Origin of the sequence: Neobacillus niacini, assembly GCF_023715415.1 — a bacterium.
Classification (GTDB): Bacteria; Bacillota; Bacilli; order Bacillales; family Cytobacillaceae; genus Neobacillus; species Neobacillus niacini_C.
Map to the genome: position 1 here is coordinate 440,622 of NZ_JAMBOB010000004.1, position 15,974 is coordinate 456,595.

The window sequence follows — 15,974 nt, forward strand, 5'->3', positions numbered from 1 at the left end:
GGTGCCTGTCACCGCTCGTGGACAGGCACCATTTATACATCGCTGTATATTTTCACCCTTCCTCTTCCTCTGATTCTTCTGCCTCTATTACTTCTTCGGCACCTTGTTCGGCGTCTTCTTCCTGTTCTTTTTCTGCTTTGATTCTGGTTATTTCTTCGTTTAGTTGTTCGAATGCATTGAGTCTATGGTTGGCGCTTGCGAGCAGGTCATCAATGATGACAATGAATTTTCCATAGGGTACACCGTTTTCGCTGCAGCCGGTAATCATTTTGAGGAGGTCCTTTTCATATAAATGATAGCGCTCCTTAAAGGTTTTCGAATCCATGGTTAGAAAATACTCATCATCAACGACAAATTCGTTAAACACTTTTTTCGTTAACCGTCTTTTGGTTACTTCGATATCTTGTTTATCCTTTTCATTGTCGTAGTGTGCTTCATCTTCATACTCAGAACAAAGTGTGTCATAGATTTTCTCCAGCAGTTGTGTTGGATTTAAATACTTTAGCTCTTCCACAATATCCCTCCCACTATTATGATTGCCCAAACAAAAAAAGCACACGCAATTTCTGCGTGTACTTTTTCTATGCAGCTTGAACCTCTTGGCCACTTTTCTCTTTTTTGAATGAAAGCTTTGGGCTTAGAAGGCTTACTACGAAAAAGGCAATGGTCAGAATCAGCACCCAGGTCCAGATTTGTTGGACTGCCGGTGTATTCCAAACGCCTAAGAAGTAAAGCATGGCTGGAATCGTAAGTGTTACCCAAGATAGTACAATGGCAACCATTCCAACATAGCCATCAATTTTCTTATTGAGAGAGCCTGTTAAAAAGAATAGTGACCATAAGAATGCCCACAGTCCCCATGTTAATCCATTGACAACATCATCGAATTGAACAAAAGAAATCACTGTATACACAACGGCAATAATGGCTACCCATAAGCTAAACCAGCCAAGACCGTTTCCTTCAAGCCCCTTTACGGAGGTGACCCCTACGTATAAATACGTTAATCCAAATAGAAAGATAGCAGCATTATTATATAAATCCCAATTACCTTGACTAGAAGTCATGAGTAAATAAAATGGATTAATAATTTGGATGATTCCAACGAAAAGATTAAAATAGCCAACAGCTTTTCCGTCTGCCTTCCCTAATAGCATAAGTCCATTAAGAAAAAGAACAGCACCTGATAAAAATAGACCAACAAAACTCATAGTAATCGCTGCGAAAATTGAATTTTCACAACTTTCCCCTCCTTTAAAATAGAAAAAGCACTTTCCCCTCTCCTATAAGAAAAGAAATTGCCTTCTTAAAAAATATCGTAATATAATACCTGTACCAATATAGCATAATAAGTGAACAAAAGTTAAGGAAGGTTTGAACAAAGTGTAAATAAAGTTTTTTCCATATTCACCATAAGCGCCCAATGCAAAAACTGCCCCCAAAAGGAGGGCAGTTCATTAAACATGTACGAATTTAACTTTTTGACCAGGTTTGAGATAGGAAAGAAGCAGCCAATCGTCTTCTATGACTCTTCCCACTACATTCACCCGTTCATCAGCCGGCATATCCCAAAGCGTGATTTGAACCTCACCTCGGTACCTTCCATAGAGATCGTTATCAATCGTAATGGAACCAGTCAATCGAGCCTCCGTATTCAAAGGGGAGATAGAATTCTCACTTCTCGTGTCCATAAACCTAAGAACATCACGAGAAAGATCTGGCCGGAGTCTATAAACCCCCTCTTGAAACCCTTCGATTCGCACCTCTACACAATGATGCTCATCAAAGTCAATTAGTTTTCGAAGAAGACTCTCACTTACCCCTGGGTCACCGATATAAACATCCTCAATCCCAGAATGGAACAATCCCAATGCTGACATAAAGGAATCGAGGTCACGATGCTCCTCTAAGGTCGGCAGTCCTTCAAACAACGGTCCGCGTTTCTCCCCGTCACCTGGAATATAGGCACTAACCGGAATTTCATACTTTTTAAAGAGTTCATTTTGCTTTTGGAAAAAGGTATCAGATAATCCCGTGTCTCTTCTTGGATAAAAATTATGCCAAGCTAAAAGCTGGTTTGCTCGCAAACCGCCTTCCAAAAGTGCCCGGACATCATCCTCAAAGATAATGCTCGCATTCAGCGCAAGCTTGAATTCTCCCGCAAGTTTCAAAATCAACTCATTCTCAAAAAAATCATCCAGCCTGAGGCCGCTGACCCCAAGTGACTTTAAATCAAACAAACTGTCTAACCCCAAGTGCCCAGGTGTTTTTAATGAAACATCTGCATAAACTTCTATCCCGGCTTCCTTTGCACACTGAAGCAGGTTCATCGCACGCCCCGCCAAATCTCCAGACTCTTCTGGAATGTGAAGCGAGGTAAACGCCCGCTTCACACCCATTTTTCCAGCTAGTGCAATTCGTTCTTCTGCTAAAGAATCATTTAGATAGAAGGAAATGCCGATCAATCAAATTCACCAGCCATATCATCATTGAAACCGAATAGGTACGTGAACAAAAATCCTGCTGCATAGGCGATTAATACCCCTACTAAATAAAGGAGAACTTGACCTGTAACAACTAGGAACGCAAGTGGTAAACCAGATACCCCGATTGCAACGGTTGCAATTCCAAACGCTGCTTGGAACGCACCTCCGACACCGGCACCTAGACATGCAGTTAAGAACGGACGGCCTAATGGAAGTGTAACACCAAAGATTAATGGCTCACCGATTCCAAGAATTCCTGCTGGCAGACCACCGCCAATCGCTCTTTTTAAGCGAGTTTTCTTGGTTTTAAGATAGATGGCAAACGCTGCGCCGACTTGACCTGCTCCACCCATTGCTAGGATTGGAAGAAGTGGGTCATCACCGATTGTATTAATTAACTCTAAATGGATTGGTGTTAAACCTTGGTGTAAACCAGTTACAACAAGCGGAAGGAATGTTGCACCAAGAACAAATCCTGCAACGACACCGCCCATATCAAGCAATGATGTTAAACCTTTTGTGATAATATCTGAGAAGAAACCACCAAGCGGCATAAATACAAGATAAGTAACAATACCAGTAACCAATAAAGCCACAGTTGGTGTGATGAAAAGATCTAGAGATGTTGGAACAAACTTACGTACTCGTTTTTCGACTAAAGCGATAAAGATGGCTGCAAACAATACGCCAATTAAACCACCGCGACCAGGAAGTAAATCTGTGCCAAACAAATGGATACCTGCAACAGCCGGGTTAATAATTAAGATACCCGCAATGGCACCAAGTGCTGGTGAACCGCCAAATTCCTTTGCTGCATTCGTACCCACTAAAATTCCAAGGTAACCGAATAATCCACCGCCAATTACGGATAAAATCGTTGCTAGCTGAGAATCACCCGCTAACCAACCAGCTTGGATAACCGCTTTTGTGATCCCTGTAATTAATCCTGATGCAACAAGGGCTGGGATTAATGGAATGAAGATTCCAGCGATTTTACGTAAAAACATCTTAAATGGTGTTGCATTCTTTTTATTGATTTCAGCTTTCGTGCTCGCTGCTTTCTCCTTTAGATTGATTCCGCCCGCTTCGCCAATCAACTTACCAAACTCTTCTGTTACTTTATTTACTTTTCCAGGTCCAAGAATGATTTGAAGGGTTTCCTCTTCTACCACTCCAATAACCCCGTCTATCTTCTTTAAAGCAGCCTTATTGATAACTGAATCATCCTTTGGTGTCACACGAAGTCTTGTCATACAATGTGTGTAATTGCCAATGTTCGTTGCTCCGCCTAATTGTTCAAGGATCTTTTCAGCTAAAATTTTATTCTCTCCAGCCATATCATTTCCCCTACTCTCTATTGTATTTTATTTTTTTAATCATGAAGCTCTTCCCCTAGTAAACACAGTGTAAATAGTGTTCACATCACCACCTACAAGTTAATTTTCTTTTTTAATAAATTGGATGGCTTCTCTTGTTTGGTCAATCGCTTGAACGGTTTGCTCATACTGAACCGTTGCCATAGATAAAAACATAATATCCATCATGTATAACTGTGCAAGTCTTGATGATGTTGCTGCACTTCGGAAAGCAGCTTCCCCTGAATAAGAGGTAAACAGCTTTATATCTGCAAGCGAAGCGACAGACGATTGTCCGTATTTGGTCAAACTGATTGTCTTCACACCACGCTCTTTTGCGAGTGAGATGACTTTAATGACCTCAGCCGTTTCCCCCGAGTGAGAGATGGCAAACACCACATCCTCCTCTTTGGCATTCGCAATCAAGGTAGCCACAAGATGTGTATCGGTAAAAGCGGTTGCATTTTTTTGTATCCTTAGGAACTTCTGCTGCGCATCCTTCGCAATAATATTAGAGGCACCAATCCCGAAGAAATGGACGTTCTGAGCTGACAGTAATGTCTGCACAGCCCTCTCCAATTCCTCGTAATTGATCATCTCGGCAGAATCTCGGATACTCTGAATACTATTGCTGGTTGTCTTCTGGACAATCGAAAAATAAGATTCCCCAGGCTCGATGTCACGATAGCCTTGTTCAGCGGGCTTTACCAAATCGCCTGCAATCCTCACTTTTAAATCCTGAAATCCATTCAAACCAAGTGACTTACACAATCTTATGACTGCTGCTCCACTCGTTTTGGCCTGGACTCCGATATCATTGACCGTACTGTTTAAAATACTTTGTGGATTTTCAAGAATGAATTGAGCAATTTTCCGCTCAGAAGCTGGAAGCTGTTCGAGCATATTTTGAAGCATTTTGAGTCCGCCTGCAGCCACGCCTATTACCACCTTTTCACAAATCTATTGTTGAATGGCGATTTTCACATAGCCATTCGCTTCCGTTAATAGCTTTTCTGCTTGCTCTTTCGTTGTCTCTCGTTTGATCATCACAATGGCTGTTTTCACCTGCAGCCCTGATTTTTCTAACGTTTCTAAAGCAACTTCATAGGAAACGCCGGTGATTTTGCGGATAATCCCAATCGCACGTTCCTTTAATTTCAGGTTACTCACCTTTACATCAACCATTAAATTCTCATAAGCCTTGCCCAAAAGAATCATCGATGAAGTTGAAATCATATTTAAAATCATTTTATGAGCTGTACCTGATTTCAAACGGGTTGAACCAGTTAGTACCTCTGGGCCGACAATAACTTCAATGGCCTGATGTGCTTCCTTACTAATAGCTGCATTCTTATTACAAGATAAAGCAACGGTTTTTGCTCCAATGCTTCTAGCATAACGAAGCGCTCCAATTACATAAGGTGTCCGGCCGCTGGCTGCGATTCCAATTACTGTGTCGTTCTCCGTAAGATTCAAATCCTTCAGGTCACTTACGCCAAGCTCCATATCATCCTCAGCACCTTCAACCGCCTTTAAAAAGGCGCCCTCTCCTCCAGCCATTAATCCTACAACCATTTCTGGTTCGGTGCTAAAGGTTGGCGGACATTCAACGGCGTCCAGTACACCTAACCTGCCGCTTGTTCCTGCCCCTAAATAAATCAGGCGGCCGCTCTTTTTAAAGGATTCAAAAACAAACTGAACGGCTGCTTCTATATCTGGTAGTACTTCGTTGACAGCAAGTGATACCAGTTGGTCTTGTTTATTCATGATTCGTAATATATCAATTGGACTTGCCGTATCAATCTGCATAGTCTCATTATTTCGGGATTCGGTCGTTAATAATTCGAGATTTTCTTCGATCATTTCCTTATCCTCCTCGTAAGTTTTTCTAGTTGTAAGCGATTACTATGCACTCATTATATCGCGAGTGAAATAATAATTCAATATTTTTATAAAAATAATGAAATGTCATTTCAAAATTATTCTAGTAAAAAACGGCGAATCGCTTTTGCAACACCTGCTTCATGATTACTTGCTGTCACCTGATCAGCCAGTTTTTTCACATCGTCCGGTGCATTTCCCATTGCAATTCCAAGTCCCGCAGCAGTTAGCATAAGGGAATCATTGTAATTATCCCCAATCGCAGCCATTTGCGAGATGTGAATATCATGCATAGCACCGAGTTTTATTAAAGATGAAGCCTTACTCACACCAGCCGGTGAAATTTCTAGATTCAGAAAGTTGAAACTGCTGCTGATCTCCATTCCACCCACCTGTTTATCAATCGCTTTTGAAAAATCAGCGAGTTTACCCTCATCGTCAAAAACAGCAATTTTCGTGATTACAGGTTGATTACTTTTTACATAGCGATAAAAATCATCGACCATTTTCACCTGACAGCGGCTGCGGAAACTCTCACATTCTTCCAAGTTTGCCCCTGTTTTTTCAAGGGCGAGGATATTATTCTCAATCCAGTTCTGATTCCATTTCGTTTCACTCGGAACGAGTAAGGTATCTCCCTCATAAAAATGAGCATAAATTCCTTCTCCTTCACATAATTCCCAGAAACTCATGAGGTGGTCATGTTCGAAAACAGCCTGCTCACTAATTTCTCCATTTTCATCAAGGATAACAGCGCCATTATAAGCAATTATCGGCTCACCCTTAAGACCAATGGTATTGGCAATCCACTTGGTTGAAAGTGGAGACCGGCCGCTGCAGATGACAACCCTTCCCCCATTTTTGCGGTATTCATGAATCGCTTCAATATTTTCCTTATCAATCTCTCTTTGCTCATTTAATAGTGTTCCGTCCAAATCTGTCGCTAACATTTTATATTTCAAGATATTCTCCCCTTTGTACTTTTATTTCATTATAATTATAATATTAACTAAAATATTATTTCAAAAATAGTTTTTACCCTACTAATGGAAATACTGATATACAAGGGATGGTGATGCCAAATGCTTCAACCAGAACTCGCTGAAAAAATAGTGAGGGAAGTTCAGAAATTAATGACAGAAGAAATTATCGTGGTGAACACCGATGGCATCATCATGGCAAGCACCAATCGGGACCGACTAGGTACCTTCCATGAAGGAGCCTTAATCACCTCACAGCAGAAGAAAAAGCTGATTATTAGCGAAAAAGAAACTCTTCAATTAAAGGGGGTAAAAGCCGGAATCAATCTCCCGATATTCTTTCAGCATGAGGTCATTGGAGTTATTGGGATTACAGGTGACCCTGAAAGTGTCACCCCTTTTGGAGAAATCATTCGTAAAATGACCGAGCTGTTGATTAGTGAAAATTACTTTGGTGAACAGTTTGAATATCACTCCCGAGCGATGGAAACCTTCGTCCTCGAGTGGCTGCAGAACAAAGAACCAAGTCCCAGTTTGCTTGAACGCGCCCGTGCACTCACGATTAATCTTGACCTTCACCGCACAGCGGTCATCATTGAACTTGGACAAAGTAAATTTCCTTTATCAAGGGACGTATGGTCCACGATTTTGAATTCTTTTTCCCAAAATAAAAACGATGTGATCACAAGGTCTGGAAACGAGCGAATCATTGTTTTAATTGATTGCTCTGATTCTGTTCAACCGACCTCCCTTAAAACCCGCCTAGAACACTTTCTGCAGTATATCAATCATAGTTTTGGAATAACCTCTTATGCCGGGGTTGGCCAGTGTGCACCTCCCTCAGGTCTGCACCTTTCTTATGCTCAAGCAGAACGAGCATTGAAAATAGCTAGACGTACTAGGAATATCGTTTTTGATGAGGAACTAGTCCTTGAAATGATCACGAGTGAGCTTACACCAGAGGTCAAATCTGAATACATTCAGCGGACCCTTGGCCCCCTTTTAAAAGAAAAAGACTTGCTGGAAACCTTAAGTGAGCTATTTAAACAAAATCATTCGTTAAAAAATACAGCACACTCCCTACACATTCATATCAACACGCTTCATTATCGTTTGAAGAAAATCGAGGAGCTGACCCGGCTAAACCCCAACACCATCCATGATTTGTTTTGTTTGTACCTTGCTGTTCTCTTTTTAGATGAATAACCAAAAACAAAGTAATTTTAGATTGATAATTTGGATGTTTATCTATAGCAGGCTTAGGCCTGTTTTTTTTATACTTTAAGGAGTATGAAAATAGTGGGTAAATGGGGGAAATAGCATGCTCTCGAATGAAGTAAAAGATAAATTAATCTCGATTGTAACGAAAGAGAACTTCGATGATTCTAAAATAGAACGTTTAGTCTACTCCTATGATGCAACACCAAACTTCCAATCGATGCCGGATGCAGTAGTCAGTCCGCGCAATACAGAGGAAGTATCAGAGATATTGAAGATTTGTAATCAATATGGAGTTCCGATTGTTCCGCGCGGCTCAGGTACCAACCTTTGTGCAGGAACGTGCCCAACGGAGGGCGGAGTGGTCCTTCTTTTTAAACATATGAACAAAATCCTTGAGATTGATGAAGAAAACCTGACGATTACCGTTCAGCCAGGTGTGATTACCCTTGATTTGATTAATGCCATTGAAGAAAAAGGACTTTTCTATCCGCCAGATCCAAGTTCGATGAAAATATCTACAATAGGCGGCAATATCAACGAGAATTCAGGCGGTTTACGTGGACTAAAATACGGGGTAACGCGGGATTATGTAATTGGACTTGAAGCGGTATTGCCGAACGGCGATATCATTCGGACCGGCGGAAAGCTTGCAAAAGATGTTGCCGGATATGATTTAACTCGTCTGTTTGTTGGTTCAGAAGGAACTTTATGCGTGATTACCGAGGCCACATTGAAGCTGATTCCAATGCCGGAAACACGAAAAACAATGCTGGCTCTCTATCAGGACCTTTCGGCAGCAGCAAGGTCCGTATCCAAAATTATTGCCAATAAAATCATTCCAACTACTTTGGAATTCCTTGACCAAGCAACATTAAAGGTCGTGGAGGATTATGCACAAATCGGTCTACCAACAGATGTTCAAGCTGTGCTTTTAATTGAGCAGGATGGTCCAGCTGAAGTGGTTGACCGGGATATTAAAAAAATTGCCGAAGTCTGTAAGCAGGAGAATGCAGTATCCATTCAAATCGCCGCAACTGAAGAGGAAGCAATGGCGCTTAGAACAGCAAGACGTGCTGCACTTTCAGCCATTGCCCGTTTAGCACCGACAACCATTCTAGAGGATGCAACCGTTCCTCGTTCAGAAATTGCCAATATGGTGAAAGCCATTAATGAAATTACAGAAAAATATCAGTTGACGATTTGTACCTTTGGACACGCAGGCGACGGTAATCTCCACCCTACCTGTGCAACAGACGCTAGAAATCATGAAGAAATGGAACGCGTCGAAAAAGCGTTCGCTGAGATTTTTGAAAAGGCGATTGAACTAGGTGGGACGATTACCGGCGAGCACGGAGTCGGAGCGATGAAGGCACCGTACTTAGAGTGGAAGCTGAAAAAAGAAGGAATCGCTGCGATGATGGGAATTAAACAGGCATTTGATCCGAACAATATCATGAATCCAGGGAAAGTTTTTGCGAAGGACAGCAAGAAACGCGTGGTGATGACAAGATGACAACCTTACTCGAACAAGAAAAAATTCAACAGCAATTTAAAGAGCGGATGAACGAGGACGAGCTGCTAAACTGTATGCGCTGCGGTTTTTGTCTGCCAACCTGTCCAACGTATATTGAATCAGGTTATAAAGAGTCTCATTCGCCTCGCGGTCGGATTGCGATGATGAAAGCCGTTGTTGATGGAATGGTCGAACCCGATGCGGATTTTGAACGCTCCCTCGAGCTCTGTCTCGGCTGCCGTGCTTGTGAGCCGGTCTGCCCTTCCGGTGTCAATTACGGTCATTTACTTGAAGAGGCACGAGATATTATTAATCAAAATAAAAAGCATTCTCTGCCTGTTAGGGTTGTCCGAAAAACGGTATTTGAAGGGTTATTTCCTCACCAAAATCGGATGCGGACGATGGTAGGTCTTCTTGGATTTTATCAACGCTCTGGGATTCAAACATTGGCGCGTAAAACTGGTTACCTAGGGCTATTACCAGAGAATTTAGCCACAATGGAAAAAGTGCTTCCGAAAGTACCAACGATGAAAGAAATGAAGAATAGACCAGAACATCTGCCAGCTCTTTCTGAAAAAGTACACAAAGTGGCGTTTTTCAGCGGCTGCTTGATGGACACGATGTTCATGAAGACAAACGATTCTACCATGAAATTGTTGCAATTAGCAGGCTGCGAGATTGTGATTCCGAAAGAGCAAACCTGCTGTGGTGCACTGCATGGACACAGTGGTGAAAAGGATTCTGCCAAAGAGCTTGCGAAGAAAAACATCGCAGCTTTTGAGGATTTAGGTGCAGACTTTATTATTACCAATGCCGGCGGCTGTGGGGCCTTCCTTGTTGATTATGATCATCTGTTGAAGGATGACCCCGTTTGGAAACAACGTGCAGTGGCGTTTAAAGAGAAGATAAAGGATATTTCTGAAATCCTTGTAGCGGTCTCTTTTCATAAAAAAGTGAAATTAGAGCTCCCGCCTCAAGTGATTACTTATCAGGATTCCTGCCATTTACGAAATGTGATGAAGACCGCCTCGGCTCCACGAACACTGTTGGAGTCCATAAAAGGGGTTCAGTACCAAGAAATGAAAGAAGCCGATCGCTGCTGTGGTTCTGCTGGAATTTACAATATTGTCGAATCTGAAATGTCGATGGTCATGCTCGATTATAAAATGGTTCAGGCGAAAGCCACGCATGCAACCACCATCGTAACCGCAAACCCCGGTTGTTTGCTACAAATGCAGCTCGGAATTGAGCGCGAAGGTCTATCTGGTAAAATGCGCGGCGTTCATATCGTAGATTTGTTAGCAGAAGCAGTGAAATAAATAGAAAAAAGACGATTCGAGGGGGATGAATCGTCTTTTTTGTTACCACTTATACAACTGATTTTATCTTACTTTTTCCAACTGTATTGTGTGTGACCTACTAATTTTGTATCATTCTAACCTAATATAGATGAGGTTTACGGTTTGCTAGACATGGTAACTGCTGTCGGAGTCTAGTAATATATTCCTTGTCTACTTCTGCAGTAATAAAGCCTTCCGTATCAGATGCTCTCGCAATGACAATTCCCCACGGGTCAATAATCATTGAACTTCCGAAAGTGGAACTTCCTTCACCATAAGAACCTATCTGCCCTGCTGCAATTACATAACATTGATTCTCTATTGCTCTTGCCTTTAATAACGTTTCCCAATGATGAATACCTGTGTTCTGATTAAATGCCGCTGGTAACACTAAAATCTCTGAGCCTTGCAGCATTAAATTTCTAAATAGCTCAGGAAAACGAAGGTCATAACAAATACTTAATCCGATTTTACCAATAGAAGTATCAGCAGTAACGATTTCATCTCCAGCTTTGATCAAATCAGACTCTTTATAGGAGGCTACTCCTTCTACATCGATATCAAAAAGATGGATTTTCCGATACTTTGCTTCGATTTCACCATTATCATTGATAAGCACACTTGTATTATAGGCACGTTCATTATCATAGTATTCTAAGATACTGCCACAATGGATAAATACATTTAATTCCTTTGCCTTTTCCATTAAAAGATTAGTAGTTGGACCAGGAATCGTTTCTGCATGTTCAAGGGCCTGTTTTTTGCTACTAATATAATTCATGTATTCAGGTAATACAATTAGTTTAGCTCCGGCATCAGCAGCCTTCTCAATATAACTGATTGCTTTTCGTAAGTTTTCTTCTTTATCTTGTTTCGAATTTAATTGAATAGCTGAAACTAACATTAACTAAACCACCTTAAATTTATTTTCTAAGTTCAACGATTTCTTGATAGATTTCTTCACCAAAGATCTCAGTTCCAAGTTTATCAGTTACTTTTCTTGATTTCGCTGCAAAGCTTTCAATGTCAGACTCTACAAACTTCATGCCTTTTTCTAACAATTGTTCTTTATATCCTGCTTCTTGTTCAGAATACATCTTATCGATACTTTTAGCAGCCTCAACCCAAGTTTCTTCAAGGGCTTTTTGTTGGTCTGCAGTTAAAGATTCATATTTTTCTTTATTCATAATTAGAGTGCGGACCGGAAAGTTATGGTATGTTTCATTTAAAGTATCTTGTACTTCATAAAAACTATTATTTAGTATAATCTCATATGGATTTTCTTGCCCATCAACAACCCCGGTTTGAAGTGATGTAAATAGTTCAGTAAATGATAGCGGAGTTGGATTAGCACCTAATTCTTTCCATGCTTCGATTACTGCTGGTGACTCAGGTACACGGATTTTTAACCCCTTTAAATCTTCTGGAGTTTTAACCTCTACTCCATTTGTAGTCAGCATTCTTGCAGCGAATGGGACAAAACCAATTACTTTTACTCCTGTTTCTTCTTCAATTTTTGCTTTAATCTTGTCCCCAGTACTTCCAAAAATTACTGCTTTTAAATGATCAGCATCTTGAAACAAGTATGGAAGATAAAATGCACCAGCAACTGCGCTTCCAGGTATAGCACCTTGAAGACCAAAATCAATACTTCCTTGTTTTACTGATTCAAGAATTTGGCTGTCATTACCCAATTGCCCAGCTGGAAAATGCTCAAGAGAAAGCTTTCCATCCGTTGCGGAATTAATATCTTTTGCAAATTCTTCCATTCCTTTTGTGTAAGGACTGTTAATGTCTACAACATCTGCAGACCGCATTTTAACTGTTCCAGAACTTTTTTCTGAACTATTCCCACTGCTTTTATTTGCTTGATTTCCGCATCCTGCAATTAAACCAATAACCACAAATAATAAAAGAATATTTCGAATTTTCTTCAAGTAGCTCAACCCCTTTAATTTTTATTAATTGAATAGAATTTTTAATTAAATAAACTTGGCAAGAATAAGGACACACTTGGAACAAAAGTGACCAGAACTAACACAATGAGAAGAACAAATATAAATGGTATGGCTTCTTTAATAACAGCTGTAATTGGTACTTTAGCGATGGATGATGTAATAAATAGGTGTAATCCTACTGGCGGTGTTATTAAGCCAATCATTAAGTTAACCACCATCATAATAGAGAAATGAATAGGATCAATCCCAAGATTACCCAGTATTGGGAGTAAAATTGGTACAACTAATAGAATAATAGGAATTGTCTCTAACACCATCCCTAAGATAATGAGAATGATGTTGACAACAATTAAAATAACGTACTTATTTTCACTAATTGAGAATAGTAAAGTTTCTACTACATCTCCTAGATTATAATAAGTAGCCAGCCAACCAAACAGTACTCCCGCTGCAGATACTATCATGATCGTTCCAGAAGCTACTGAAGCACCTACTAATGTTTTGTATAAGTTTTTAAGATTAAGAGAGCGATAAATAAACATGGTTACAAACAGAGCATATAGTACACCTAAAACTGCCGATTCTGTTGGACTCGCGATTCCAAAGATAATACTTCCGATGATAATGATTGGCAATAATAATGCCAAAAAAGCTTCCTTTGTAGCAACTAACTTTTCCTTAAAAGTAGATTTCTGTTTTAATACCATTTTTACTTTTTTTGCGTGATAATAAATATAAATCATAACGGAGATTCCCATTAACAACCCAGGGACAACACCCGCCAAGAAAAGTTGCCCTACCGATAGTCCTGCAATGGACCCAATAATAATCATTGGAATACTAGGAGGAAAAACGGGTGCGATCGTAGAAGCAGTCGCAATAATTGCTGCAGCACGCTCCCGTTTGTACCCATCTTTTTCCATAGCAGGGATTAAAATACTTCCGGTCGAAGCACAATCTGCAACAGCAGAGCCAGACATACCTGCCATAATAACGTTTAGTCCCACACCTGTCTGAGCCACACCACCTGGAATATGACCCAAAAAAGTTTGTGAAAATCTCACCAGCCTATCGGTAATCATTCCCCTATTCATGATTTCACCCGCAAGAATGAATAGAGGGATGGCAGTAAAACTAAAGTTATCCACTCCGCTAAAAAGGTGTTGGGACAACGTTTCAATTAATAGAGGAAAATCACTATATTGACTTAAAAATACGACAATCGCTGCACTCGTTATCATGACTAGAGAAATATCCATTCCCAAAAGTAACAATACAAACAGCGCAAGGAAAAGTGCGATTAACATGCGATCCCTCCTATATTGTTTCCTTCGGTATAAAACTGCTGATTAAATTTCTAAATAGTTTTATAAAAATTAGAGCAAAACTAATTGGAATGGCTAAGAAAAAGATTCCCTTATTCCATTGAAGAGCGACTGTCGGTGTACCCCAGACATCCCCTAGGAAGTTGATCCCGCTGTACAACACTAATAAAGAAATTAGCACTGAAAGTATGGAGATGATTAAATCATTCCATTTGCGTACAGTTGGAGGGAATAAATCTACTATTATCGTAACCTTTAATTCCTCTCCTTTATAGTACGCTAGCGCTCCTCCTATGAAGGAAAGGCAAATCAATGCCTGCCTGGACAACTCTTCAGACCAGGGTAGTGACATCGATAATGCTCGGCCAAGCACTTGAACCGTAACAATCAAAGCGAGTATAGTTAGCAGGATTGCTGAGATTACCTCAAGCATCTTTTCAATCTTTTGCACTATAACCCCAACTTTCTACTAAAAATTCTACGATTCGGTTTACCGAACGGTCGACAAGTTGTTTCCCTTTCTCAGGTGTTCCTGCAGTTGCATCCCCAATGGTTCCGGATTTACTTAAATCACCGTATTTTACATATTGAATAATATCAGGAAAGTTGTTTGAAATAGAAGGATGTTCATCCACAATCAAATCCATATCAACACATTCTGGATATAGATATTGTAGTACTGACGTTCCTGCTTCACTTGCATGTCCGTGTGGTATTTCGGTTTCAACGATACCCTTATCAACAGTCTGAACAAATCTCCAGTAGTCAATCTGCGCACATCTTATGGAATCATCACGTTGTAAATCCCTGGAAAGTTGGTCAATGATAGGAACATTTCCAAGATGATTATTAACAAATAAAAAGTCCTTAAATCCCCATTTTTTTAAGCTTACTAAGATGTCCAAAAGATAATTTTTAAAGCTTTCTGGACGGATGGTTATCGTTCCAGGGAAATCATCTAACATCGATGAATCTCCTACTTCCATAGATGGACCAACGATTGCACCTAATTTTTCTGCAACCATTTCAGAAATTTTCACAGCAACCAAAATATCAGAACCAAGTGGCAAATGCTGACCATATACTTCAAATGCTCCTGTAGGGATAATTACTAAATTAGTATTTTCTTTCTTTTTCTGGAAGTTTACCCAGCTCATATTTTTCAAAAAAACTGTCATTTTTTATATCTCCCTTTATGAAAAATTTATTTTGCCTTTATTAATATGTTTTTCTAGGATTTCTGCACTAATAACATTGGAATCCTTGTTAAGGTTATCTACAATCTCTGCATGATCTTTGATTAACCTTTTAATCACTTCTGATTGGGTTTTCAATAGATACTTGGCACTGCGGATAGTCATTAGTCTTTCTCTAGCATTCTTATAGCTCTTTAAGAACTGCGAATTGCCGTTTACTTCTAGCAAATATTGATGAAAATCCATGTCTAGTTCATTAAAAACTAAGTAATCCTCTTTTTCTACTGCAAGATATTGGTCCCTAATATTTTCTCTAAGGTATGTAATATTTTCATCTGTGAATACAGGAACTTGTTTAATGGAATAAGTTTCAATAGCTATTCTCATATCAAATAATTCATTTCTTTCTTCAGCAGTAGGATTCCAAAAATAGATTCCTTGATTGGAATAAACCTTAAGAAATCCTTCATTCTCTAAGCGATGAATAGCATCCCTTATAGGAGTTCTACTCATACTTAGTAAATTTACTAAACTGCTTTCTGAAGTAAACTCTTCCTCACCTGACATAATGATTTCTTTAATTTTCTGATAGGCTATATCCTTTAATTGAGGTTTAGTTTGATAGTGAATGATGTCCTTCCCCCCTCTCAAAATAGTTTAATGTTTTCCCTTGAGTACAACTTGTATACAAAATAAGAGTACAACTTGTATACAAGTTA

The 15,974-nt window shown here is 39.9% G+C and carries 16 protein-coding genes; 3 read left to right on the forward strand and 13 right to left on the reverse strand.

Annotation, left to right across the window (positions count from 1 at the left end; all coding sequences use genetic code 11):
* Window positions 1-52: 52 nt before the first annotated feature.
* From M3189_RS11400 to M3189_RS11430, 7 genes are all read right to left on the reverse strand, one after another.
* The gene (locus M3189_RS11400) at window positions 53-514 is read right to left on the reverse strand and encodes a hypothetical protein (RefSeq protein WP_251634185.1); all 462 of its coding nucleotides are present in this window, start codon (window positions 512-514) and stop codon (window positions 53-55) included.
* Between the two features lie 67 nt (window positions 515-581).
* The gene (locus tag M3189_RS11405) at window positions 582-1,211 is read right to left on the reverse strand and encodes an AmiS/UreI family transporter (protein WP_251634186.1); all 630 of its coding nucleotides are present in this window, start codon (window positions 1,209-1,211) and stop codon (window positions 582-584) included.
* A 246-nt stretch (window positions 1,212-1,457) separates the two neighbouring features.
* Window positions 1,458-2,465, reverse strand: coding sequence for a MupG family TIM beta-alpha barrel fold protein (locus M3189_RS11410; protein WP_251634187.1), 1,008 nt, complete (start codon window positions 2,463-2,465; stop codon window positions 1,458-1,460).
* Window positions 2,462-3,823 carry a PTS transporter subunit EIIC gene (locus M3189_RS11415; RefSeq protein WP_251634188.1) on the reverse strand — a complete coding sequence of 454 codons (1,362 nt, stop codon included), beginning with the start codon at window positions 3,821-3,823 and terminating at the stop codon, window positions 2,462-2,464. Before M3189_RS11415 ends, M3189_RS11410 begins: the two co-directional genes overlap by 4 nt.
* A gap of 99 nt (window positions 3,824-3,922) precedes the next feature.
* On the reverse strand, window positions 3,923-4,777 hold the full coding sequence (locus tag M3189_RS11420) for a MurR/RpiR family transcriptional regulator (RefSeq protein ID WP_251634189.1): 855 nt from the start codon (window positions 4,775-4,777) through the stop codon (window positions 3,923-3,925).
* Between the two features lie 24 nt (window positions 4,778-4,801).
* On the reverse strand, window positions 4,802-5,704 hold the full coding sequence (murQ, locus tag M3189_RS11425) for an N-acetylmuramic acid 6-phosphate etherase (RefSeq protein WP_251634190.1): 903 nt from the start codon (window positions 5,702-5,704) through the stop codon (window positions 4,802-4,804).
* Window positions 5,705-5,820: 116 nt separating this feature from the next.
* Window positions 5,821-6,684, reverse strand: coding sequence for an HAD family hydrolase (locus M3189_RS11430; protein WP_251634191.1), 864 nt, complete (start codon window positions 6,682-6,684; stop codon window positions 5,821-5,823).
* A 120-nt stretch (window positions 6,685-6,804) separates the two neighbouring features.
* Here M3189_RS11430 and M3189_RS11435 point away from each other — a divergent pair, with 120 nt between their 5' ends.
* From M3189_RS11435 to M3189_RS11445, 3 genes are all read left to right on the forward strand, one after another.
* Window positions 6,805-7,908 (forward strand): CdaR family transcriptional regulator, encoded by a 1,104-nt coding sequence (locus tag M3189_RS11435; protein ID WP_251634192.1) that lies wholly within the window; start codon window positions 6,805-6,807, stop codon window positions 7,906-7,908.
* A 115-nt stretch (window positions 7,909-8,023) separates the two neighbouring features.
* Window positions 8,024-9,436: a glycolate oxidase subunit GlcD gene (glcD, locus tag M3189_RS11440; RefSeq protein ID WP_251634193.1), complete on the forward strand. Its 1,413-nt coding sequence runs from the start codon at window positions 8,024-8,026 to the stop codon at window positions 9,434-9,436.
* A complete protein-coding gene (locus tag M3189_RS11445; protein ID WP_251634194.1) occupies window positions 9,433-10,755 on the forward strand; it encodes a (Fe-S)-binding protein in 1,323 nt (440 codons plus the stop codon). Before glcD ends, M3189_RS11445 begins: the two co-directional genes overlap by 4 nt.
* 121 nt (window positions 10,756-10,876) lie before the next feature.
* Here M3189_RS11445 and M3189_RS11450 read toward each other — a convergent pair whose 3' ends face one another.
* Genes M3189_RS11450 through M3189_RS11475 form a run of 6 tightly spaced genes read right to left on the reverse strand, consistent with a single transcriptional unit; the run spans window position 10,877 to window position 15,906 of the window.
* On the reverse strand, window positions 10,877-11,680 hold the full coding sequence (locus M3189_RS11450; protein WP_251634195.1) for a carbon-nitrogen hydrolase family protein: 804 nt from the start codon (window positions 11,678-11,680) through the stop codon (window positions 10,877-10,879).
* Window positions 11,681-11,699: 19 nt separating this feature from the next.
* The gene (locus tag M3189_RS11455; protein ID WP_251634196.1) at window positions 11,700-12,713 is read right to left on the reverse strand and encodes a TRAP transporter substrate-binding protein; all 1,014 of its coding nucleotides are present in this window, start codon (window positions 12,711-12,713) and stop codon (window positions 11,700-11,702) included.
* 41 nt (window positions 12,714-12,754) lie between these two features.
* On the reverse strand, window positions 12,755-14,041 hold the full coding sequence (locus M3189_RS11460) for a TRAP transporter large permease (protein ID WP_251634197.1): 1,287 nt from the start codon (window positions 14,039-14,041) through the stop codon (window positions 12,755-12,757).
* 10 nt (window positions 14,042-14,051) lie between these two features.
* A complete protein-coding gene (locus M3189_RS11465) occupies window positions 14,052-14,510 on the reverse strand; it encodes a TRAP transporter small permease (protein ID WP_251634198.1) in 459 nt (152 codons plus the stop codon).
* Window positions 14,497-15,237, reverse strand: coding sequence for a creatininase family protein (locus M3189_RS11470; RefSeq protein ID WP_251634199.1), 741 nt, complete (start codon window positions 15,235-15,237; stop codon window positions 14,497-14,499). Before M3189_RS11470 ends, M3189_RS11465 begins: the two co-directional genes overlap by 14 nt.
* Before the next feature lie 15 nt (window positions 15,238-15,252).
* On the reverse strand, window positions 15,253-15,906 hold the full coding sequence (locus tag M3189_RS11475) for a GntR family transcriptional regulator (RefSeq protein WP_251634200.1): 654 nt from the start codon (window positions 15,904-15,906) through the stop codon (window positions 15,253-15,255).
* Between the last annotated feature and the right edge of the window lie 68 nt (window positions 15,907-15,974).